The organism is Streptomyces canus, from assembly GCF_001514145.1.
Lineage (GTDB): Bacteria > Actinomycetota > Actinomycetes > Streptomycetales > Streptomycetaceae > Streptomyces > Streptomyces canus.
Genome location: NZ_KQ948658.1, coordinates 514,818 through 536,047 on the forward strand (window position 1 = coordinate 514,818; position 21,230 = coordinate 536,047).

Consider the following 21,230-nt stretch of genomic DNA (forward strand, 5'->3'; position numbering starts at 1 on the left):
TTTGGGGTGCGGTGGCGCTCAGGGGAGCTCCAACCCCTCTGACCTGCGGCTGAGTAGATGATCGAGGGTGTCGCTCGCGGTCCGGGCGACTGCCTTGAGGGCCAATGCCAAGACCCAGGGGCCGTATAGGGGCCGGGGCGGCGCAGCCGTGTCCCGGCCGACGGTTTCGCCGGGCCGATTCGGTGCCTGATTTGCTGGTTGTGCGGCATGGGCTGCAGCCTCCAGTGCGCCAGTCGAGGGCCGGGCCGACAGCGGAGGAAGTGCAGATACCGGCACGCTGGGTACGAGGGGAGTTGAGGAGGAGGCCGGGGTAGTCCTCGCGGATCATCAACGCCCGGTCGGCGGAGGTGGGCGGTGTGGGCCGACCTGGAGGAAGCCCGCCGTGAAGTTCCCTCGACGGAGTGGACACTCAACTTCTACGCTGCGCCCCACCACACCGCCGGCAACGGTCCACCTCCGCTCGGGCAGAGCTGAACCGAGGTCTCAATCAGGCCCTGGACGTCACCGGCATGCGCCGGGCTTGCTGGAACGGACTGTCGAAAGTCCGCCTCCAGCATGTCTTCTCCGCCACCGCGCTCAAACATGATCCGACTCGACGCGTACTGGACCGGACACAATCAGCACCACACCCGCAGCAGCCGCCTCGAACACATCGCCCACGGCGCACGACCTGACCCCAGAGTTGCGCAACAGAGTCCTCGATTGCCTCAAAGTGCATCCACATACTGAACATGAGAGAGGTGGCGAGGGATCGGGCCGCCGTCGTGGCCGATGCCGGGCCACGCCGTTCATGGGCAGTCCTGTATCCGGGACCTACTCGCCCGCGATCACGATGATGTCGAGCGTTCGCGGTCCGTGCACGCCCTCCACACGGTCCAGTTCGATGTCGCTGGTGGCTGAGGGACCGGAAATCAGGGTCAGCGGCCGGTGCGGGGGGAGCAGGCTCAACGCCTCGGGCACATCGGCGACGATCCGGCTCGCCCGGACCACGCAGACATGCTGGTCCGGCAGCAGGGTCAGCGCACGGCGTCCTTGTCCGGGTCCGCTGTCGAGGACGACGGTGCCGGTGAGGGCGATCGCCGCGGCGACGGTGGTGAGCACGGCGTCCGCCGCGTCGAGCTGTCGGACCGTGAGCGGTGGAGCGTCCTCCAACCAGGACCAGGATCCTTCGGGTACCAGATCTGCAGGGAATCCCGGGGGCACCACAACTGACCTCGCTCCGGTGCGCGCCAGCGCGCGGCCCACGGCGGCCACGGCGTCGGACGGCGGAACGCGGACGACGGTGGCGCGGTAGTCGGCGGCGCGTTCGATGAACAGCTCGACGACGTCCGGCTCCGCCTGCTGGGAGCGCACATCGTGCGGGACGGGGTCGTGGTCGGGGGCCTCGGCACCCGGTACGTCGGCCAGCGCGCTCCGGATGTCGCCCAGTACGGTGTCGCGGCCGCTCATCGGCCCTTCCCTTCCGTCGTCGTACGGCCTTCTTCTCTCGTCCGTCGCCACCAGGCGCGCAGGGACTCGCGGGCCGGCGCGGGGGTGTCACGGGTGCCGGACCAGCGGGCGAACGGGCCGGGCAGAACTCCGATCCGGCCGTCGCGGGCCACCAGCCGGGCGCCCAGCGCGGCGAGTCGCTGGACCGCCGCCAGTCGCCTCGGGGAGGACAGCACCGCGCCTGCGGCCTTCATGGCGAGCGCCTCGGGGGTGGGCAGCAGCCGGTCCCGGCGCTTGGCCTCCACGGCCTTCGCCCGCAGATGGACCAGCACCTCGGGAATGTCGATCTTGACCGGGCAGGCGTCGTAGCACGCCCCGCACAGGGTGGAGGCGAAGGGCAGCGAGGCTGCGTTCTCCACGCCGACGAGCTGTGGGGTGAGCACGGCGCCGATGGGGCCGGGGTACACGGAGCCGTAGGCGTGGCCGCCGGTGCGCTCGTACACGGGGCAGACGTTCAGGCAGGCCGAGCAGCGGATGCAGGACAGCGCCTGTCGGCCCACCTCGTCGGCCAGGGTCGAGGTGCGGCCGTTGTCGAGGAGGACCAGGTGGAAGTTTTGCGGCCCGTCTCCCTCGGTGACGCCGGTCCACAGGGAGGTGTACGGGTTCATCCGCTCGCCCGTGGACGAGCGGGGCAGCAGCTGGAGAAAGACGTCCAGGTCGGTGAAGGAGGGCAGTACCTTCTCGATGCCCATGACGGTGATCAGGGTCTCCGGGAGGGTCAGGCACATCCGCCCGTTGCCCTCCGACTCCACGACCACCACCGTTCCGGTGTCGGCGGCGGCGAAGTTGGCCCCGGAGACGGCCACCTTGGCCCGCAGGAACTTCTCCCGCAGATGGAGCCGGGCCGCTTCGGCCAGGTCGCGCGGGTCGTCGGTGAGTCCCTCGGGAGCGGGCCGGCCCCACTTCCCCATCTGCCGCCGGAAGATCTCGCGGATCTCGGAGCGGCCCCGGTGGATGGCCGGCACCAGGATGTGCGAGGGCCGGTCGCCGCCCAACTGCACGATCAGTTCGGCGAGATCGGTCTCGTAGGCGCGGACGCCCGCTTCGGCGAGCGCCTCGTTGAGGCCGATCTCCTGGGTCGCCATCGACTTGACCTTGACGATCTCGCTCTCGCCGGTCGCCTGGACCAGCCGCGTGACGATGGCGTTCGCCTCGGCCGCGTCCGCCGCCCAGTGGACCGTGCCGCCGGCGGCGGTCACCGTTTCCTCCAGCCGCAGGAGATGGCGGTCGAGGTGACGCATGGTGCGGCGCTTGACGGCCGCCGCCGTCTCCCGCAGGTCCTCCCAGTCGTCGAGTTCGGCGACGACCGCCAGCCTCCTGTCCCGGATGGTGCCGGTGGCCCGGCGCAGGTTCGCGCGCAGCCGGGTGTCGGCGAGCGCGGTGCGCGCCGCCTCGGGGAAGGCCGGGGTGCCCAGCCATACGAGATTGTCGGCGCCGCTCACCGTACGTTCCCTTCCGTGGAGGCCAGGATCTCGGCCAGGTGCATCGTGCCGACGCCGGTACGCAGCCGGGACAGGCCGCCGCCGATGTGGGTGAGGCAGGAGTTGTCTCCCGCGCACAGGTACTCGGCGCCGGTGTCCAGGACATGGCGCATCTTGTCGGCCAGCATCGCGTTGGACACGTCCGCGTTCTTCAGCGCGAAGGTGCCGCCGAAGCCGCAGCAGGACTCGGCGTCCGGCAGTTCGACCAGGTCGATGCCCTTCACCGCGCGCAGCAGCATGAGCGGCCGGTCGCCGACGCGCAGCATGCGCAGCGAGTGGCAGGTCGGGTGGTAGGTGACCCGGTGCGGGAAGTGGGCGCCGACGTCGGTGACGCCGAGGACGTCGACGAGGAGTTCCGACAGCTCGTACACCGTCGGCACCACCCGCTCGACCGCCTCGGTGAGCGCGGGGTCCCCCAACTGGGCGGCCACCATCCGGTGGTGGACGCGGACCATGCCCGCGCAGGAGCCGGAAGGGGTGACCACGGCGTCGTAACCCGCGAAGACCTCCGCGAAACGGCGGACCATGGGCAGGGTCTCGGGGCGGTAGCCGGTGTTGAAGTGCATCTGGCCGCAGCAGGTCTGGCCCTGCGGGAACTCCACTGTGTGGCCGAGCCGTTCCAGCAGTTCGGTCACCGCGCGACCGGTGCGGGGGAACATCATGTCGTTGAAACAGGTGATGAAGAGAGCTATGCGCATGGTGCTTCCTGAGCGGCCTGGGCGGAGCCGGTGACGGTCAGGCCGTAGGTCCGCAGGGCGGTTCCGGTGAAGACCTCGTGGCGTTCGGCGGGTTGGAGGCCGGCCGTCAACTCCCGTGCGGTGGAGATGACTTCGGCGTAGGTGGCGGCCAGTCGGCAGACGGGCCAGTCGGAGCCGAACATCAGCCGCCGCGGTCCGAAGGCGTCCAGCACCGTGTCCGCGTACGGCCGGAGGTCCTCGACGCTCCACTGGTCCCAGTCGGCCTCGGTCACCAGGCCGGAGAGCTTGCAGACGGTGTTGGGCAGTGAGGCGAGCAGGCGCACCGCGTCCGCCCATGGCCGCAGCTCGCCAGAGGCGATGGGGGGCTTGCCCGCGTGATCGAGTACGAAGGTGAGGCCGGGAAGCAGTCGGGCGGCCTCGTGCGCGGCCGCGAGCTGATGGGGCCTGACGACCAGGTCGTACACGAGCCCCGCCTCGGCCACCGCAGCGAGCCCACGCAGCACGTCCGGCCGCACCAGCCAGCGAGGGTCGGATTCGCCCTGCACCTGGTGTCGGATGCCCACCAGATGTTCGCCGCCCGGCCCTTCCCGCAGCGCCGCGAGCGCGCGGGCGACATCCGGGGAGGTCAGGTCGGTCCAGCCCACGACGCCGGCGACCAGGTCGCTGTCCCGGGCCAACGCCAGGAACTCGGGCGACTCCTCCGGCACGTCGATGGTCTGGACCAGGACCGTGGCGGTGACGCCGGCCGCCCGGGCCTCGGGCTCCAGGTCGGCGAGCAGGAAGTCGCGGCGCAGCGGGGCGAGTTCCCGTCCGGTGATCCAGTCCTGGTCGCGGACGGAGAGGTCCCACACGTGGTGGTGTACGTCGATGACGCCCTCAGCCGTGTTCGCCTCCATGGCGGTCACCCCCACGACTCCTCGACTCGTCCTGCGGTCGATCGGCTTCTTCCACCGGTACGGCCACAGGGACGGGGACATGCGGGGGCAGCAGCCCCTCGGCGCGCAGTCCGTCCCAGAGGGCGGCCGGTACCGTTCGCCGCAGCTGATCCACCGTGTCGCGGACCTCCTCGGCGGAACGCGCGCCGGACAGTACGCTCGCGACCGCCGGATGGCCGAGCGGGAAGCGCAGAGCGGCCGCGCGCAGCGGTACGCCGTGGCGTTCGGTGACCGCCTTCATGCGCAGGGCCCGGTCGAGCACATGTGGTGGGGTGGGCGCGTAGTCGTACATGGCCCCGGGCTTGGGGTCGGTGAGCAGACCCGAGTTGAACACCCCTCCGACGATGACACTCCTGCCGCGGGCGGCGGCCTCTGGCAGTACCTCCGCAAGCCCTTCCTGCTCCAGCAGGGTGTAGCGGCCTGCGAGCAGCACCACGTCGATGTCGGTGTCGCGCAGGAAGCGGGCGGGGAGCGCGCACTGGTTCACTCCGATGCCGATCGCCTTGACGACGCCCTCACCGCGCAGCCGTTCCAGCGCCGGGTAGGCCTCGGTGAGGGCCTGCTCGGCGTGGTGGTCCGGGTCGTGCAGCAGGGCGATGTCCACACGGTCCAGGCCGAGGCGGTCCAGGCTCGCTTCCAGGGAGCGCAGGACGCCGTCGGAGCTGAAGTCCCAGACGCGGCGGTGGGTGTCGGGCACGGCGAAGCCCTGGGCGAGATCGTCGCCGCGGCCACCCTCCGGGTCGGGTTCCAGCAGCCGCCCGACCTTGGTGGAGACGGTGTACGTGTCGCGGTCGCGGTCGCGCAGCGCGGCGCCCAGGCGTCGCTCGGACAACCCGAGTCCGTAGTGCGGGGCGGTGTCGAAGGTGCGTACGCCCGCGTCCCAGGCCGCCTCCACCGCGGCGGACGCGGTCTCGTCGGTGACCGGGCGGAAGAGGTTGCCGATGCCGGCGGCCCCGAACGACAGCTCGGTGACCCTGACGTCGGTGGTGCCCAGCGTGGTCGTTCTCATGAGCCGGCCGCCGGGCGCAGCCGGAGACCCTGCATGCCACCGTCGACGGCGAGGGCGATGCCGGTGACGGAGGCTGCGGCGGGGCTCGCCAGGTAGACCACGGCCGCCGCCACCTCGTCCGCGCTGACCAGGCGGCCCAGGGGCTGGCGTGCGTCGAGGGCGGCGCGTTCCGCCTCCGGGTCGTCCGCGGCGTCCAGGAGCCGGGTCACCCAGGGGGTGTCGGCGGTGCCGGGGTTGACGCAGTTGACGCGAATGCCCTCGCGGACGTGGTCGGCGGCCATCGCCAGGGTCAGCGACAGCACCGCACCCTTGCTGGCGGAGTACAGGGCGCGCTGGGGGAGGCCCGCGGTGGCCGCGATGGAGCAGGTGTTGACGATCGCCGCGTGCGACGAGCGCCGCAGATACGGCAGGGCGGCCCGGGTGGTGCGCACCGTCCCGAGGACGTTGACGTCGAGGACGCGGTGCCATTCCTCGTCCGGGTTGTCCTCGACGGTACCGACGGCGCCGATGCCCGCGTTGTTGACCAGGATGTCCAGGCCGCCGAGTCGCTCGGCAGCGGCCTCCACGGCGGTAGGTACCGATGCGTCGTCGCCGACGTCGGCCTTGAAGGCGATCAGCGGCTCGGGGACACCGGAGGGGTCGAGGTCGACGACGGCCACCGAGGCGCCGTGCTCGGCCAGCATCAGGGACGTGGCCAGCCCGATCCCGGACGCGCCGCCGGTGACGACGGCCTTCAGCCCTGACAGGCCGCTCATGCTGCTCAACTTGCTCAAGGGAGCGCCTTTCACGCTTGGGCGAAGGTCTGGCGCTGGGCGCCGAGGCCGTCGACGGCGAGCTCGACGGTGTCGCCGGGGCGGAGGTAGGGGGTACCGGGGAGGCCGAGGGCCACGCCCGCGGGAGTACCGGTGTTGATCACGTCGCCCGGCTCCAGGACCATGTACTGGCTCAGGTACGACACGAGATGGTCGACCGGGAAGATCATGTCGCCGGTGCGGCCGTCCTGCCGCTTCACACCGTTGACGCTCAGGTGCAGGGCGAGGTTCTGCGGGTCGCCGACCTCGTCTGCGGTCACCAGCCACGGGCCGAGCGGGTTGAAGGTCTCGCAGGACTTGCCCAGGTCCCACTGGGACGAGTACTCCAGCTGGAACTCGCGCTCGGAGACGTCGTGGCTGATCGCGTATCCCGCGATCACGGCCCGCGCTGCTTCCGGACCGTCGAGGTAGCGGGCCCGCCGTCCGATGACGACCGCCAACTCGACCTCCCAGTCGGTCTTCACGGAGCCGCGAGGGATCAGCACCTCGTCGTACGGCCCGACCACCGTCCCCGGGTCCTTCATGAACACCACCGGACGCGCGGGGATCGCCGCACCGGTCTCGGCGGCGTGGTCGCGGTAGTTCAGCCCGACGCACACGATCTTGCCGGGACGGGTGACGGGGGCTCCGATCCGCAGACCGTCCCACTCCAGCTCGGCCAGGACGCCCGCCGCGACCGCCGCACGGGCCCGCTCGATGCCGTCCCCGGCGAGGAAGGCAGCGTCGATGTCACCGGTCACGGAGGACAGATCCAGCAGCCGGCCCTCCTCGGTGCGAACGGCGGGGCGCTCCTCGCCGAGGGCTCCGACTCGTAGCAGTTTCACAGGGTCTCCTTCTCAGGGGTGGTTGTCGGAATGGCGTTCGCCGGAGGGCGAGCGCACGGCCGTCGGCCGTCACCGCACGTCGAACCGGTCGATCACCAGATAGGAGCCTCCGGTCTTGGTCAGCGTGAGCGTGTGCCGTCCGGCGGACAGCCCGCCGACCGTGTAGACGGTCTGCTGGACATGCCGGCCGGCCGCGTTCGCGTTGACGGTGCCCTGAGAGGTTCCGTCGAGGGAGACCGCGATGGTGCCCTCGTCGGAGTTGGTCTCGGTGACGAGGCTGATCCCGGTTCCCGTGAAGGTGACGGTGACCGAGTCGCCGTTGGCCGTCGCGGCGTGGACGTCGTCCTGGTAGTCGCCGTAGCCGCGGTTGGCGTAGGTGCGCCACGTCCCGCCGGTGTACGTGAGGGAGGAGTCGGTGTCGTTGGCCACGCCGGTCACCTCGAAGCCGTCCAGGATGGCGTAGTTGCCGCTGCGCTTGACGAACTGGACGGTGTGGCTGCCTGCGGTCAGTCCGCTGGTGCTGTAGATGACGGACTGGGCCTGGCGGGTGGCGGCGGAGGTGTCGAACAAGCCCTGGGAGGTGCCGTCGAGAAGGACCTCCACCTGGCCCTGGTCGCTGTTCTTCTCACCGATGACCGAGACGCCGGTGCCGGTGAACGTCAGGGAGGCGGCGTCTCCGTTGACGGTCGTGTAGTGCACGGCGTCCTCGTCGTCGCCGTAGCCCCGGTTGCCGCTCGCCAGCCAGCTGCCGGTGTAGGAGATCGCCGTGCTGTCGTCGTCGAGCCTGCCGGTCAGCGGCCGGTAGGCGGCTTCGGGACCCGCAGCGGTGATGACGGACCGGGCGGCGGAGGGCCAGGCACCGCCGGAGACGATCGTGGCCTGGTTGAAGGTGATGCTGGTTCCGTTGTTCTGGTAGTTGGAGCGGTCGGAGTAGTTGTCGTGGAGGTTGATGTCGTGGATGGTCGGCGTCCACATGCCGACCCACTGGCCCACCTTGACGCGGATCACGTTGTCGTGAGTGTTCCAGTACGAGCTGCCCTCGTCGTGGTAGATCCCGTTCGTCTGGTTGATGCTCTCCACCAGATTGCCCGCCAGCACGGACGTGACGGAGCCGTCCCCGTCGCCCTGGCCGCCGTTGGTGTAGATGGCACCGCCATCGTGGAGGATGCTCATGACGTCGTGCACGTGGTTGTACAGGACCTGGTTGCCGCCGGCGTAGATGGTGCCGTGTTCGCAGGTGGTCAAGCCCTGGGCGGATTGCGTGGCGCACGATGAGGCGTAGCCCCAGCCCCAGCCGATCGACATGCCGGTGTAGGGAACGTGGCCGATGTCGTTGTGCGAGACGGTCAGGTTCCGGGTGTAACCGGCCCAGATGCCGACGGCGTCCGAGTAGTCCTGGGCGACGTGGGAGATCCAGTTCTGGGAGACGGTGTCACCCGTGGTCATGCGGCTGGTGTCGGTGAGGTAGTAGTCGTCCACCTCACCTACGGAGACTCCACCACCGGAGGTGTCGTGGATGAGGTTTCCGGTGATCGCGGAGTTCTGCGTGCCGTCGGCGAGGTCGATGCCCGTGCCGCCGGTGCCGGTGATCTCGTTGCCGCTGAAGGTGATGTTCGCGCCCCGGTGTACCTGCACGGCGGCGGGGATGCGGATGGGGGCCTGGGTGGTGGCGTCCCACAGCACACCGGCCTGGTTGTCGATGTATCCGGCCGTCGACGGGAGCATCCAGGTGGTGTGGGCGAACGTCAGGCCCTGGAAGGTGATGTCGTGCACGGGCGTGATCGGGTCGGGGACGACCGTGAGAGCGTCGAGGAGCATGTACGTCCCGCCGGTCTTGACCAGCTTGACCGTGTGCTGCCCCTTGGGAAGGCCGCTGACGGAGGCGACGACCTGCTGGGCGAGACGGGAGGAGGCGGAGGCGGAGACGCTCTGGACCTTGGTGCCGTCGACGTAGACGTCCATGCCGCCCTGGTCACTGTTGGTCTCCGACAGCACGTCGATCCCGGTACCGGTGAAGGTGTAGCTCACCGAGGCGCCGTTGGACGCGGTGTAGTGCACGTCGTCGTAGAGGTCGCCCAGGGACCGCCCACTGGAGTAGTACCAGGAGCCGGTGTACGTGAGGGTTGTGTCGGTGTCGTTGACCGGCGTGAGGTGACCGGGGGTGCCACTTACGTTCAGCAGCGTCTCGAGGGTGGGCAGTTCCACGTCCGCCGTGCTGAGGTCCTCACCGGCCCGAGGCTTGTAGTAGAGGTAGCCCAGTGAACTGTCGAGGTAGAACTCGCCCGGGGCGTCGAGCAGTTGGTACGCGTTCTCCACGTAGCTGATCGCGTTCAGCTTGGGCAGTCCGTTCCCGTTGAACGGGAAGCCGCGGTTGGGCACCGAGGTGCTGTTGTTCGCGAAGCAGGTCGGGTCGAGGTTGAGGCTGGACCCGCCGCCGCTGGGCACAGTGATGCTCGCCAGCGGGCAGCGCATCTGCTTCCAGTTGTTGTTGTCCACGACCTCCACCGAGGAGGCATTGGTGAAGGACGCGTACGAGGAGTCACTGGTGGTGAAGCCGGCGCCGGCCAGGGTGAACCCCGAGGGGTTCAGCGGGCCGCGTGCGCGCTGGGCACGCACGCCGTCGACGAACAGCTGCCGGCTCTGTGTGCCTGCCGGCACAGCGGCACGGTAAATGCCTCTCACGCTGTCGTGGAGGGAGAACCCGCTGATCTTCGTCGCCCCGCTGAGAACGGGCTTCTCACCCGGATAGGCGGCGTAGACCACCTGGTGGCCGTTCTGCCCCGAGTCGGACGCGCCCAAGGCGAACGTCTGGGACAGACGGTAGGTACCACCGCGGAGGTAGATGTTGATATCGGCCGTCATACCGGGGGCCAGGCTTTCCACCTTGCTCTTGACGCCGTCCAGACTGCAGGGCGCGCTCAGCGAGCAGTCGCCGCCGGACCCGGAAGGGGAGGCGTACAACACGGTCGCAGTGGCGGCGGACGCGGATCCGGGCAGGGCCACGGCGGCGAACACCACCGCGCCGATCGCGCCGAGACGGCCGACGGCTCTTGAACGGAACAGCCGCATTGATGCTCCTTAAAGGGGGTCAGGGCTCCTGCGCGATCGGCGATCCACCCCGCGAAGGGTCGGGCGAAAGCACACACCGTTCGCGGATCTCCGCGAGTCATGCGTGGACGATGGGAGGGCTGCCGACCGTCAGGGTGTGCCAGGCTCGCTCAGATGCCAGACCTCGGTCAGGTCCGACCAGTTGCCCCCGGTGCCGGTGTCGGCCCAGGGCTCCTGGCAGGGGCCGGTGAGCTTCCACCAGGCTTGGGTGGCCGCGTCGGCGCCGATTGCGGCCATGTCGGTCTCGAAGTCGTCGCCGTGGTACTCGAAGTAGCCGAACAGCGTGTCCTCGCGCAGGAAGATGCTGTAGTTGCGGATGTTCGCGGCCCGCAGCGCGGCCTCGACGCCCGGCCAGACCGCGGAGTGCAGGCGCAGATACAGGTCACGGTGCTCCGGCTGCAGGCGGATCGTCTGGGCAACCCGTTTCATCGGGGTCCTTCCGGTGATGTGTGCGGCGGTGCCGGACAGCCCCGCCTGGGCCTGCCTGGTGACGCAGTGGCAAAAGCCCGTCCGCATGACGTGGGCTTGGGACGGCCCCGTCGTCGGGGAACGCCGATGAGTACGGCGGCGGGCGCGGGCGTTCGACGCGTTGTCGGTGCGCGGTGGCCGGCGCGGCAGCGGGTGGCCGACGGTTCCCGTCCGTGTCGACGAGCCTATGGCGGACGAGGGCGTCGCCAGGGGGTCGGGGTGCGGCTGGCGCCTCACTCCTTGGTCGCGCCGGCGAGCATGCCGGCCACCAGAGCGCGTTGGGAGAAGAGGAAGACGATCAGGACCGGCACGATGGACACCAGGGTGGCCAGCGCCAGTTCGGGTCGCATGATCTGGTTGCCCGCGCCGCTGGAGGTGTTGAACAGCGGCGAGGCGGCGAGCAGGTTGTTCAGCCCCACCTGCGCCGGATACTGGGAGCTGTCGGGCAGCATCACGAACGGCAGGAAGAAGTTGTTCCAGTTGCCGACGAAGTTGAAGAAGCCGACCAGGGCGATCACGGGCTTGGCCAGCGGCATCGCGACGAGACGGAAGACCTGCCATTCCGAGCACCCGTCGATCCGTGCGGCGGACAGCAGGTCGGCGGGGACGTTGGAGGAGAAGTAGATGTAGGTGAGGTAGACCCCGAACGGGAAGAAGGAGAAGGGCAGGATCACCGACCAGATCGTGCCGTCCAGGTGCACGGCGTTCATCCCCAGGTACAGGGGAAGCACCATCGCGGCTGTCGGCATGAGCATCACCAGCATGGTGATGGTCAACAGCATCCGGCGCCCGATGAACTGGGTGAGAGCCAGCGCGTACCCGGCGGGGATCGATGTCACGAGGGTGATGGCCAGTGCGCCGAACGTGTAGAGCGCCGAGTTCTTCAGCCAGGTGAGGATGGCGCCTTCCTGGAAGGCGTAGAGGTGGTGCCAGGCGTCGGCGATCGCGGTGAGGGAGCCGAAGGAGAACGGGTTGTCCCGCACGATCTGGCCGTCGGTCTTGGTCGTGGCCAGCAGGAGCCACACCACCGGCACACAGAAGAACAGCACGGCCAGGCCCATGACGATGAGCCAGGCCAGCCGGGCGGCCAGTGAGCGTGGGCGGCGCGTCCGGCGCATGGGCTTCCTCGGGCTGGTGCGGGCGCCGACCGTACGGGGCGGCGGCGTTCGGCGGGCTGTGGTCGTGGGAGCCGTGGTCATCCTTCGTCCCTGTCGAACAGGCCGGTACGGAAGACGACGAGCGCCGCGCAGGCGAGGCCCAGGATGAGGAGGTCGACGGAGAGCGCCGCCGCGCCGTTGAAGTCGCCTGCCTGGAAGGCGTATTGGTAAGAGAGCTGGTTGGGTGACCAGCTGTCGGGGATCATGCCCCAGCTGGCGAGGGAGACCAGTTGCGGCTCGACGAAGAGCTGCGTGCCGGCAGCGAAGGCCAGGATCAGCATGTACGCGATCCACTTGGTGATCATCGGGATCTGGATGCGAAGGGCGATCTGGAGCGTGCTGGCGCCATCGATGCGGGCGGCCTCCAGGATCTCGTCGGGGATGCTGTTGAGCGCGCCGTACATGACCACGATCCAGCCGCCCGCCCCGGTCCAGAAGGCGATGACGGTAAAGAGCACCGGCAGGTGACCGGGTGCGTTGACCTGCGCGAGGGTGTTCCAACCGAATCCCTTCAGCAGCCAGCCGACGGGGCTGGCAGCCGGGTCGAGGAGGATCAGGAAGAGCAGCACGCTCGCCACTCCGGCGAGGGCCCCCGGCAGGTAGAACAGGAACCGCAGGCTGGTGGAGGCCCTGCGCATGCGCCCGTGCAGCATCAGGGAGAGCAGCACCACAAGGATCATCAGGCTGGCCAGCCACACCACCAGGTACAGGCCGATGTGGAGGAAGGCCGGACCGAAACGGTAGTCAGTGAACGTCCGGGTGAAGTTGCCGAACCCGACGAGCTGGTTGCGGGAGTTGGACAGCGCCAGCCACACCGCGTAACCGGTGGGCAGGACGCCGAAGGCGAGCAGGAGGAGGACATAGCCGGAGACGAAGACGTAACCGGCGCGTCCGACCGGGTTGCGGGCCGAGCGGCCGCCGCGGCGGCCGCTCCGCTCCGTTGCGAGGTGGGTGGTCATCGGTCCGCTTCGCTAGTTGACGGTGTATCCGAGGGACTTGGCCTTGTCGGTGATGGCCGTCTGCCAGGTGCCCAGGGTGTCGGTGAGGGTCTTGCCCGAGTTCAGGGCCGGGATCACGGTGGAGGAGTAGATCGCTTCCTGGCTGTACTGGGTCGCGGACCAGCCGGGCCAGATCAGTTCCGCGGCTTCCTCGAAGACGGGGCTGATGTCCTTGGCGAAGTAGCCGGTGTACAGCTGGTTGACGAGCCACTTGGTGGCCGCCGGCCTGTACGCGGGGTATGTGGCCGCGGTGGCCTGGTAGTCGTCGGAGGTCGTCATCCAGCTGACCAGGTCGGAGGCCGCCTTGAGGTTCTTGCTGTGGGAGGAGACGAACCACAGACCACCGCCGACGTTGCCGGTGTAGTTCTTGTCGTCGCCCTCGAACTTCAGCGGTGAGGCAGCGGCGATCTGCCCCTTGGGGATCTTGAAGGTGGAGTTGAAGAGCACCTGGCCGTACCAGGACGGGCCGGGGAGCATGAGGACCTTGCTCGCCTGGTTCTTGATGAAGCCGGCGCTGAAGACGGTGTCCTTGGCGACCGATCCCTTGGCGATCAGCCCGTCGAGCAGCTTGGCCATCCGGGTGCACTTGGGGTCATGCAGGTCAACGGTGACCTTCTTGGCGCCGGTCGTGGTGCTGGCGGTGCACTGGCTCGCCCAGAAGTACACCTCAGGAGTCCAGGCGTCCCCGGCGGTTCCGACCAGGTACCCGGGGTGCTCCTTGGCCACCTTCTCGCCGAGTGCCTGGTACTCCTCCCAGGTGGTCGGGACGGAGTAGCCCCACTTGCCCATGAGCTTCTTGTTGTACCAGAGCACGTTCTGGGCCAGGTCGTTGCGCAGACAGTAGGTGCTGCCGTTGAACTTGCAGGGGTTCAGTGCGCCGTACGCGAAGCCGTTCAGGGTCGACAGCGGGATCAGGCCCTTGTCGACGGGCGCGGCATAGGGCGTCTTGCCTTGGGCGGCCCAGCTGCCGTCGTTGACGTTGGCACTGAAGGCCACGTCGGGCCAGCCGCTGCCGGTCCGGTCGAACAGCTGCACCTTGGTCTGCAGGTCATTGGCCCCGTTGGCGTCGCCACTGTACGTGACGATCTTCAGCTTCACGTCCGGGTGCGCCTTCTGGTACGCCTGCACGCCGGGCACACGGCCGGCGTCAGCCCAGACCGTGATCTCACTGCCCTTCTCCTGAGCCACGGGCATGAAGGCCGCGGGGGAGGAAGTCGCCGCAGGGGCGGGGTCCGCGTTGCCGCAGGCGGCGAGCCCGAGCAGGGAGACGGCGCCCAGGACGGCGACGGCCGTGAGTCTGAGCTGGCGGCGGGAGGAAACCGGAACGTCGTCGTGCATGACTGACCTCAGATCTTGGGAAATGGCGCACAGCGGTGAGAGGCGCCGCGTTCGGGGTGTTCGAGACAGGCGGTCGGGCCTGGGGCTCCGGTCATCAGGCCCGGGGCGGAGTGACGGTCTCCTTGTCGACAAATGCCTGAAGGGCGGGAGGGTAGTCCAAGCCCGCCGGAAGGGCGACGCCCGGACCGGTGGGGGCATGGACGAGGCCGGCGGCGTCGATGCCGCTCTCGCGGCTGATGGGATTGCCCATGACCAGCGACTCGTAGTACGTGGTGTTGGAGATGGCCATGCACAGGTGCCGGTTGGGGATCTCCGGCCCGTGCACCTCGGCGCGCAGCCGGTAGGCGTCGGCGAGGTGGGCGGTGCGCATCGCGCCGGTGAAGCCGCCGCGCAGCTGGGTGGAGGCGCGGACTCCGAAGGTGGCGGCGCCGGCCTGGATGAAGTCGGCCGAGTTCATGTGCGCCCCGTCGGAGGTCTCGGCCACGAGGAGGGGAACGGCCACCGCGTCGGCGAGGCGCTTGTACGCGGTGATGCTGAACTCCCTCATCGGCTCCTCGTACCAGAGGTAGCCGGCGTCGGAGAGGGCGTGCCCGAGATAGATCGCGTCGGGGAGGTCGAAGCCCGCCGACCCGTCGAACATCAGCGGGACGTCGTCCCCCACATGCTCGCGCAATGCCACCGACAGGCGGGCGTCACAGCGGGCGTCACCCCAGGCGTGGAGCTTGATGGCGGGGTAGCCGAGCTCCAGGGCCTGGTCGGCGATGTCCAGGTACTCCTCGATCGAGGAGTAGGTGACAGTGGAGGCGTAGGCGGGTATCGAGGTGCGGTAGCCGCCGAGCATCTGCCAGGTGGGCCGGTCGGCGAGCCGTCCGGCCAGGTCCCACAGCGCGGTGTCGACCAGGCCCAGCAGGTAGAGCGGTAGCTCCTCCGTGCGGTCCAGTTCCCACATGCGGTGCCAGAGCCATTCCCGCTGCAGGGGATCGTGCCCCACCAGCTCCTTGCGCAGGACGCGGTCCAGCAGGTCCGCCAGGATGACCCCGCTGCCCCGCCGGGGGGACATCGCCACCCCCTCGACCCCTTCGTCCGTGCGGATGCGCAGCACCGCGGCCTCGCCCTCGGACGGGCTGCCCAGGAGTCCGTTCCGCCAGACGAAGGGCGGACTGACTCCCGGCACCCGGACCGGATGGCACTCGACTTCGGTAATGCGCACGGCGTGCACCCCTTGCAACGGGAAGTACTGCTGCGAAATTTTCGTGTAACGTAAGTCGTCATACGAATGCTGTCAAGAAGTTCCGCGCAGTAGACTCGCCGTCATCCACATCAGCAAGGGGGCACACATGGCCAAGGACAGCACCGGCGGAGCAGGAGAGTCTCCCGTGCTCAAGCCCTGGCCCAAGCGTCCGGCCCGACTGGCCCAGGCCGTCATGGAGAGTCTGGCCGACACGATCGTGTCGGGCGCCATTCCTCCAGGATCGACCCTGCCGGTGGAGCCCGAGCTCTGCGAGACCTTCGGCGTCAGCCGCATCACCGTCCGCGAGGCGGTCAAGTCCCTGGAGGCCAAGGGGCTGGTCCTCGCCCGGCAGGGCTACGGCACCACCGTCACCCCGCCCGAGGAATGGAACCTCCTCGACCCCGTCGTGCTCGCCGCGACCGTCCAGCACGACGGCCAGCTCGTCGTCCTCGACCAGCTGGTCGACATCCGGTCGACGCTGGAAGCCCAGATGACGGCCCAGGCCGCACAGCTGGCCACCGACGACGACCTGCGAGCCATCGAGCGGCTGCTCGCCCGGCTCGACGAGGAGACCGCCGTCCCGGCATGCTTCATCGAGACCGATGTCGCCTTCCATGACCGGATCATGCAGGCATCCCACAACAGGCTCGGCCGTTCCATCATCCGGATCCTCCACGCCCAGGCACGCACGACCTATCTGTACAACGGCACACCGGACACGACCGCGTGCGAGCGCGCCAACGCGGAGCACCGCGAAGTCGCCGAGCGGCTGCTGGCCCGGGACCCCGACGGGGCCGGGCAGGCCATGGCGGCACACATCCAGACCGCGTGGAGCCGCCGCCGCATGCCGAACGTGAGCTCCCCCGCCTCCTGAGGGCACCCGCAACCGACCTCGCCCCGCCCCCGAGCCGACAGGCCGGGGGCGTTCGTATACCCAGGGCCGGCCGAGTCGACGACGTTCGACCTATTGACGAAATTCGTATGACGTCTAATGTTACATCGCTATTACCCCTTCCCCTCTTGTCGCCGGGCTCTCCCCTGCCCGCCAAGAGCACCCCCGGACCCTCTGAACCACCCGGAAGGTGTCACGTGCGAACAACCCACATCCGGCCCGCGGGCCCCGCCCGCCTCAGATCATGGCTGGCCACAGCCGCCGTCCTCGCCGCCTCGACCGCGGCAGTCCTCGTCCAGGCCGGCCCCGCCTTCGCGGCCGGCACGACGCTCTACGCCTCGCCGAGCGGCTCCGGCACCGCCTGCTCCGTGAGCCAGCCGTGCTCCATCACCCAGGCCAAGACCAACGTGCGGGCGATCAACAGCTCCATGACGGCTGACATCACCGTCGAGCTCGCCGACGGCACCTACCGGCTCTCCGCGCCGCTCGCCTTCACCTCGGCGGACTCCGGCACAGGCGGCTACACGGTGAACTGGAAGGCCGCGCTGGGCGCCCATCCCGTCATCACCGGAGCGCAGAAGGCCACCGGCTGGACCGTGCAGGACTCGGCCAAGAACATCTGGAAGGCCGATGTCGGCACCGGGTTCGACACGCGCCAGCTGTACGTCGACGGCGTCCTGGCGACCAGGGCCCGCTCCTCGATCAACCGCTCCTACCTGACCGCGACCACCAGCGGCTACACCTTCACCAACAGCTCGCTGAGCTACCTCAACAGCCTTGCGCAGCCCGGCCGGACCGAGATCCACGGCATCGGATCCTTCACCGACCGCTATGCCCCGGTGACCGGCATCAGCAGCGGCACCATCACCATGGCCCAGCCCTCGTGGGACAACAACACGTTCGGCTACGACACGCTGACGAGCCCCTACCGGGCCGGCCCGCTCTACATCGAGAACGCCTACGAGTTCCTCGACACGGCCGGCGAGTGGTACCTCGACACCGCTACCGGCACCCTGTACTACAAGCCGCTCACCGGGCAGGACATGAGCACGGCCGACGTCGAGGTGCCGAAGCTGCAGTCGCTCATCGGCGTCGGGGGGACCTACTCCTCCCCCGCCACCCACATCGCCTTCTCGGGGCTGCAGTTCTCGGGTACCAGCTGGCTGGACCCCACCACCAACGGTTACGCCAGCCAGCAGACCGGCGCGTACCTCACCGGTACCTGGGCCCGCCCGTCGGACGCGCTGACCTCCTGCCAGAGCGGCTGCCAGCTCTTCGAGGCGACACGCCCCCACTGGGACCAGATGCCGGCCGCCGTCCAGGTGTCGGCCGCCGACCACATCACGTTCACCGGTGACCGGTTCACCCAGCTCGGACAGGACGGCCTCGGCATCGGCAACGACGCCAACGCCCACACCACCGGCGTGGGACTCGGCGCCGACACCATCACCGCGACCGGCAACGTCTTCACCCAGGACGCGGGCGGCGGCATCGTCGTCGGCGGCCTTCAGGCGGACGCGCACCACCCCAGCGACAGCCGGATGACCAACAAGAACATCACCCTGAGCAACAACCTCATCCACGACGTGGCGCTGGACTACCGGGACATGTCGGCCATCCTCGCCACCTACGTGAACGGCGCGACCGTCGCGCACAACGAGGTCTACAACCTGCCCTACTCCGGTCTCACCATCGGCTACGGCTGGGGCACCAACGACATCGGCGGCAGCCAGGACTACGTCAACCGGGGCCTGTACAACTACCAGCCCACCTACACGACCGCGACCACCGCCGCCAACAACCACATCACCGACAACTACATCCACGACCTCATGCAGCAGATGACCGACGGCGGCTGCATGTACACCCTGTCAGCGTCACCGGGCAGCACCTTCGAACGCAACTACTGCCACAACAACAACAATTACTTCGGCTTCTACCACGACGAGGGCTCCCGGAACTTCACCGACACCAACAACGTCTTCCGCAACAGCGGCCGCTGGGCCAACGAGAACGGCACGGCGACCAACAACACCGGCGCCCTGACCCTGACCGACAACTGGACGAGCAACAGTTCCACGAACATCACCAGCACCGACGGCCGCGGTGACGTGGTGAGCGGCACCGTCGTCGTCAGCAACGGCAGCTGGCCGTCAGGCGCCAGGACGGTCATGGACAGCGCCGGAATCCAGCCGCTGTACCGTCCGCTGACCACCGACCCCGTCAGCTCGCCCTACAGCTCCTACTCCTCCACGCCCGCCAGCACCGGCCAGAGCGGCGGCCGCTTCACCATCACCGACGCGGGCGCGGACATCTGGGGCGCCGGCGGACAGCACGACGACGCCTACGGCACCGTCTACCAGGCAGGCGCCGCCGTCAACGGCACCTCGGTCACCGCCCGGGTCGACAACGTGGACAACAGCAACGGCTGGGCCAAGGCCGGCGTCGTCCTGCGCAACGACCTCACGGGCAACGGCTCCTCTCCCGGATACGCGGCTGTGGTGGTGACCCCGAGCAACGGAATCAGCTTCCAGCGCGACTCCAACGCCGACGGCTACCTCGACCAGCTCACGAACACCGCCGCCACCGTCAAGGCACCGGTCTGGCTGCGGCTCACCCGCACCGCCACCCAGGTGTCCGCCTACTACTCCACCGACGGATCCACCTTCACCCAGGTCGGCTCGACGGTCACCCTGCCGTCCATGGCGACCACCCAGGACGCCGGCGTCATCCACACCGCCCACAGCACCACCGCCGGCAGCGCGACCTTCAGCAACCTGCAGATCGTCACCTCGCCCTACCAGGCCTACAGCTCGATACCGGCCGCCGTCGACCAGCACGCCGGAGTGACGTCCCTGACCAGCGCGGGCATCGACGTGTGGCGCAGCGGCGCGGCATACGACGACGACTACGCCGCCGCCTACCAGACGGGGGCCGCGGGAACCTCCTCCACCGTCACCGTCCACGTCGACAGCCAGGACAAGACCAACAACTGGGCCAAAGCCGGTCTGATGCTGCGCAACAGCATCGCCTCCGCCGGTTCGTCCACCGGGTACCTCGTCCTCGCCGCCACCCCCGGCAACGGAATCGCCCTGTCGTACGACTCCAACAGCGACGGCTACCTCGACACCAACACCATCAAGACCGGAACCGCCGCTGTGGCCCCGGTCTGGCTCCGCCTGGTCAGGAGCGGCACCTCGGTCACCGGCTCCTACTCCGCCGACGGCACCACCTGGACCACAGTCGGCACCGCGACACTGACCGGGGCCAACAGCACCGAGGACGCGGGCATGTTCTCCACGGCCCACGGCGGAACCATCGGCACCGCCAACTTCAGCCAGTTCTCCGTCAGCTGACGAAGCGGTTCGGGTCACGATCTCCGAAACGAGCTCCGTGTGCCGGTGCGGCCTCCGCACCGGCACACGGAGCTCCGCCATGTCCACATCGACTTTCGTGCGGTAGCGCAACACCCGTTAGCCTGGCGCGCCACTTCTCCGAGCAGCGGAGTTCGCAGATGGCCGTGAGCACTTCCGGCAGGTCGCCCGGTGGCTGGTATGACCGGGGGCGAGCTGGGCAGCAGCTGCTCTGCGGCCACGCAGGTGCAGGGACCTGCGTCGACGATCCGGTCGTAGCGGATGGACGCTGTGGTAGCGGTTCCTGACGGACTGGAAGAGCGTGTGGGATCGCGCGGGACGGGTGGATGCTCGGCACTTCGTGCGGTGGAAGCGGAACGCGGACAAGCCGGTGCGTGTGCGGTGGCGTTCTCGCACCATGGGGGAAGCGGTGATCAGCGGTGTCGCGGGACAGCTCACCAACGGCTCGTGCCCCTCACCACGTTGCGCGTGGTCCTGCTTCAGGAGCCTGATCCGCTGTGTCATGCTCCGAGCCCAGCCAGCGTGGCCGCCTGGTCGAGATCCGTGACAGCCTCCTGGCCGGCATCACCAAGGCCGAACTCGATGGCTGGTTCGGCGAAGTGGAAGCTTCGAAGTCCCCCTGGTAGGGGCCCAGGACCAACTTGCACAAGTTGGACGCCGAACAGAGCCGCCACGGCACCGCTGGGGACCGCGGCATCCCTACCTACGGAGAGATCGCCGACCGGGACGGCACCTCATTCCTGCGACCCGGACGAGGTACGTCCCGTGCTCAGTCGGTCCTCTCCGCCCACACCGTCGTCTTGGTGTGGGCGATCGGCTGCTCTGGGTGGTGTGGCAGGCCGCCCGCGGAACTGGGAGGCCTGCCACCTGCTGCCTGTGCAACCCGGTCGAAGCCGGCGGTGACAGTCAGACGCCGATGTCGGCCAGCCACTGGCTCGTGGTGCGGGGAGTGACGCCCAGCAGCTTCTGGGCGGAGGTCTCCGGCGGGATCGAGCGGCCCGGCATGGCGCTCATAGCCTGGCCCCCGCGATATCTGCGGCCGCGCCCTCCCCGATCAAGGGGGCGATCGAGGTGCGCATCTCCTCGGCGGTGATCGGTTCGAGGGGGATCCTGTCCGTCTCACGCTCGCCGTGGGCGCCGCCCTGCACGGCACCGCCGCGTTCGCCACCCAGAACACGGCCGACCCGAAGGCGGCACTCGACGGCATCGATGACCTGGTGCATCTCCTGCTGCGCGGTGCGCTCGGTGGCAAGCTGAAGATCGTCGCTGACTTCGGCGACGAGAGCTACGTCCTCGGCTGACCCGATCGACGGGCTGCGCCCAGGTCCTGCGCAGTCCGGTGGACAGATTTGCCTCGTCCTCGTGACGTCAGGGATGGTGCTCCACCCCGGTACAGGGGTGGAGCACCATCGCGTCG

17 protein-coding genes are annotated in these 21,230 nt (G+C 69.0%); 4 read left to right on the forward strand and 13 right to left on the reverse strand.

What is annotated here, in order from left to right:
* Positions 1 to 813: 813 nt before the first annotated feature.
* From AQJ46_RS11745 to AQJ46_RS11805, 13 genes are all read right to left on the reverse strand, one after another.
* Positions 814 to 1,449, reverse strand: a complete 636-nt coding sequence (locus AQJ46_RS11745) for a LutC/YkgG family protein (RefSeq protein WP_059205495.1) — start codon at positions 1,447 to 1,449, stop codon at positions 814 to 816.
* Positions 1,446 to 2,930 (reverse strand): LutB/LldF family L-lactate oxidation iron-sulfur protein, encoded by a 1,485-nt coding sequence (locus AQJ46_RS11750; RefSeq protein WP_059205496.1) that lies wholly within the window; start codon positions 2,928 to 2,930, stop codon positions 1,446 to 1,448. The genes AQJ46_RS11745 and AQJ46_RS11750 overlap by 4 nt, the downstream gene beginning before the upstream one ends.
* Positions 2,927 to 3,667 carry a (Fe-S)-binding protein gene (locus AQJ46_RS11755; protein ID WP_059205497.1) on the reverse strand — a complete coding sequence of 247 codons (741 nt, stop codon included), beginning with the start codon at positions 3,665 to 3,667 and terminating at the stop codon, positions 2,927 to 2,929. Before AQJ46_RS11755 ends, AQJ46_RS11750 begins: the two co-directional genes overlap by 4 nt.
* Positions 3,658 to 4,563 (reverse strand): amidohydrolase family protein, encoded by a 906-nt coding sequence (locus tag AQJ46_RS11760; protein ID WP_059205841.1) that lies wholly within the window; start codon positions 4,561 to 4,563, stop codon positions 3,658 to 3,660. Before AQJ46_RS11760 ends, AQJ46_RS11755 begins: the two co-directional genes overlap by 10 nt.
* Positions 4,544 to 5,611, reverse strand: coding sequence for an aldo/keto reductase (locus AQJ46_RS11765; RefSeq protein ID WP_059205498.1), 1,068 nt, complete (start codon positions 5,609 to 5,611; stop codon positions 4,544 to 4,546). The genes AQJ46_RS11760 and AQJ46_RS11765 overlap by 20 nt, the downstream gene beginning before the upstream one ends.
* Complete coding sequence (locus tag AQJ46_RS11770) at positions 5,608 to 6,366, reverse strand: SDR family NAD(P)-dependent oxidoreductase (protein WP_059205499.1); 759 nt, start codon at positions 6,364 to 6,366, stop codon at positions 5,608 to 5,610. Before AQJ46_RS11770 ends, AQJ46_RS11765 begins: the two co-directional genes overlap by 4 nt.
* Before the next feature lie 29 nt (positions 6,367 to 6,395).
* On the reverse strand, positions 6,396 to 7,247 hold the full coding sequence (locus tag AQJ46_RS11775) for a fumarylacetoacetate hydrolase family protein (protein ID WP_059205500.1): 852 nt from the start codon (positions 7,245 to 7,247) through the stop codon (positions 6,396 to 6,398).
* A gap of 69 nt (positions 7,248 to 7,316) precedes the next feature.
* Positions 7,317 to 10,316 (reverse strand): right-handed parallel beta-helix repeat-containing protein, encoded by a 3,000-nt coding sequence (locus AQJ46_RS11780; protein WP_059205501.1) that lies wholly within the window; start codon positions 10,314 to 10,316, stop codon positions 7,317 to 7,319.
* A 129-nt stretch (positions 10,317 to 10,445) separates the two neighbouring features.
* Positions 10,446 to 10,784, reverse strand: coding sequence for an L-rhamnose mutarotase (locus AQJ46_RS11785; protein ID WP_059205502.1), 339 nt, complete (start codon positions 10,782 to 10,784; stop codon positions 10,446 to 10,448).
* 272 nt (positions 10,785 to 11,056) lie between these two features.
* A complete protein-coding gene (locus tag AQJ46_RS11790) occupies positions 11,057 to 11,941 on the reverse strand; it encodes a carbohydrate ABC transporter permease (RefSeq protein ID WP_079072220.1) in 885 nt (294 codons plus the stop codon).
* A 77-nt stretch (positions 11,942 to 12,018) separates the two neighbouring features.
* Positions 12,019 to 12,939 (reverse strand): carbohydrate ABC transporter permease, encoded by a 921-nt coding sequence (locus AQJ46_RS11795; protein WP_059205504.1) that lies wholly within the window; start codon positions 12,937 to 12,939, stop codon positions 12,019 to 12,021.
* Positions 12,940 to 12,951: 12 nt separating this feature from the next.
* The gene (locus AQJ46_RS11800; protein WP_059205505.1) at positions 12,952 to 14,316 is read right to left on the reverse strand and encodes an ABC transporter substrate-binding protein; all 1,365 of its coding nucleotides are present in this window, start codon (positions 14,314 to 14,316) and stop codon (positions 12,952 to 12,954) included.
* Positions 14,317 to 14,410: 94 nt separating this feature from the next.
* Positions 14,411 to 15,526, reverse strand: coding sequence for an enolase C-terminal domain-like protein (locus AQJ46_RS11805; protein ID WP_059205842.1), 1,116 nt, complete (start codon positions 15,524 to 15,526; stop codon positions 14,411 to 14,413).
* 127 nt (positions 15,527 to 15,653) lie between these two features.
* Between AQJ46_RS11805 and AQJ46_RS11810 the strand changes: the two genes are divergently transcribed.
* The 4 genes from AQJ46_RS11810 (at position 15,654) to AQJ46_RS57165 (ending at position 21,114) form a co-directional block, all read left to right on the forward strand.
* Positions 15,654 to 16,421 carry a FadR/GntR family transcriptional regulator gene (locus AQJ46_RS11810; protein ID WP_063803793.1) on the forward strand — a complete coding sequence of 256 codons (768 nt, stop codon included), beginning with the start codon at positions 15,654 to 15,656 and terminating at the stop codon, positions 16,419 to 16,421.
* Positions 16,422 to 16,636: 215 nt separating this feature from the next.
* Complete coding sequence (locus tag AQJ46_RS11815; RefSeq protein WP_059205507.1) at positions 16,637 to 19,795, forward strand: DUF1349 domain-containing protein; 3,159 nt, start codon at positions 16,637 to 16,639, stop codon at positions 19,793 to 19,795.
* A gap of 515 nt (positions 19,796 to 20,310) precedes the next feature.
* Positions 20,311 to 20,439 carry a hypothetical protein gene (locus AQJ46_RS58430; protein WP_263972866.1) on the forward strand — a complete coding sequence of 43 codons (129 nt, stop codon included), beginning with the start codon at positions 20,311 to 20,313 and terminating at the stop codon, positions 20,437 to 20,439.
* A 504-nt stretch (positions 20,440 to 20,943) separates the two neighbouring features.
* Positions 20,944 to 21,114 (forward strand): hypothetical protein, encoded by a 171-nt coding sequence (locus AQJ46_RS57165; RefSeq protein ID WP_225887302.1) that lies wholly within the window; start codon positions 20,944 to 20,946, stop codon positions 21,112 to 21,114.
* Positions 21,115 to 21,230: the final 116 nt, after the last annotated feature.

What these genes read in the sequence shown, in the direction of transcription:
- AQJ46_RS11755 (WP_059205497.1), bottom strand. Translation starts at nt 3,667, where the DNA reads ATGCGCATAGCTCTCTTCATCACCTGTTTCAACGACATGATGTTCCCC.
- AQJ46_RS11795 (WP_059205504.1), bottom strand. Translation starts at nt 12,939, where the DNA reads ATGACCACCCACCTCGCAACGGAGCGGAGCGGCCGCCGCGGCGGCCGC.
- AQJ46_RS11745 (WP_059205495.1), bottom strand. Translation starts at nt 1,449, where the DNA reads ATGAGCGGCCGCGACACCGTACTGGGCGACATCCGGAGCGCGCTGGCC.
- AQJ46_RS11770 (WP_059205499.1), bottom strand. Translation starts at nt 6,366, where the DNA reads ATGAGCGGCCTGTCAGGGCTGAAGGCCGTCGTCACCGGCGGCGCGTCC.
- AQJ46_RS11760 (WP_059205841.1), bottom strand. Translation starts at nt 4,563, where the DNA reads ATGGAGGCGAACACGGCTGAGGGCGTCATCGACGTACACCACCACGTG.
- AQJ46_RS11810 (WP_063803793.1), top strand. Translation starts at nt 15,654, where the DNA reads ATGGCCAAGGACAGCACCGGCGGAGCAGGAGAGTCTCCCGTGCTCAAG.
- AQJ46_RS11765 (WP_059205498.1), bottom strand. Translation starts at nt 5,611, where the DNA reads ATGAGAACGACCACGCTGGGCACCACCGACGTCAGGGTCACCGAGCTG.
- AQJ46_RS11780 (WP_059205501.1), bottom strand. Translation starts at nt 10,316, where the DNA reads ATGCGGCTGTTCCGTTCAAGAGCCGTCGGCCGTCTCGGCGCGATCGGC.
- AQJ46_RS11790 (WP_079072220.1), bottom strand. Translation starts at nt 11,941, where the DNA reads ATGCGCCGGACGCGCCGCCCACGCTCACTGGCCGCCCGGCTGGCCTGG.
- AQJ46_RS11785 (WP_059205502.1), bottom strand. Translation starts at nt 10,784, where the DNA reads ATGAAACGGGTTGCCCAGACGATCCGCCTGCAGCCGGAGCACCGTGAC.
- AQJ46_RS11800 (WP_059205505.1), bottom strand. Translation starts at nt 14,316, where the DNA reads ATGCACGACGACGTTCCGGTTTCCTCCCGCCGCCAGCTCAGACTCACG.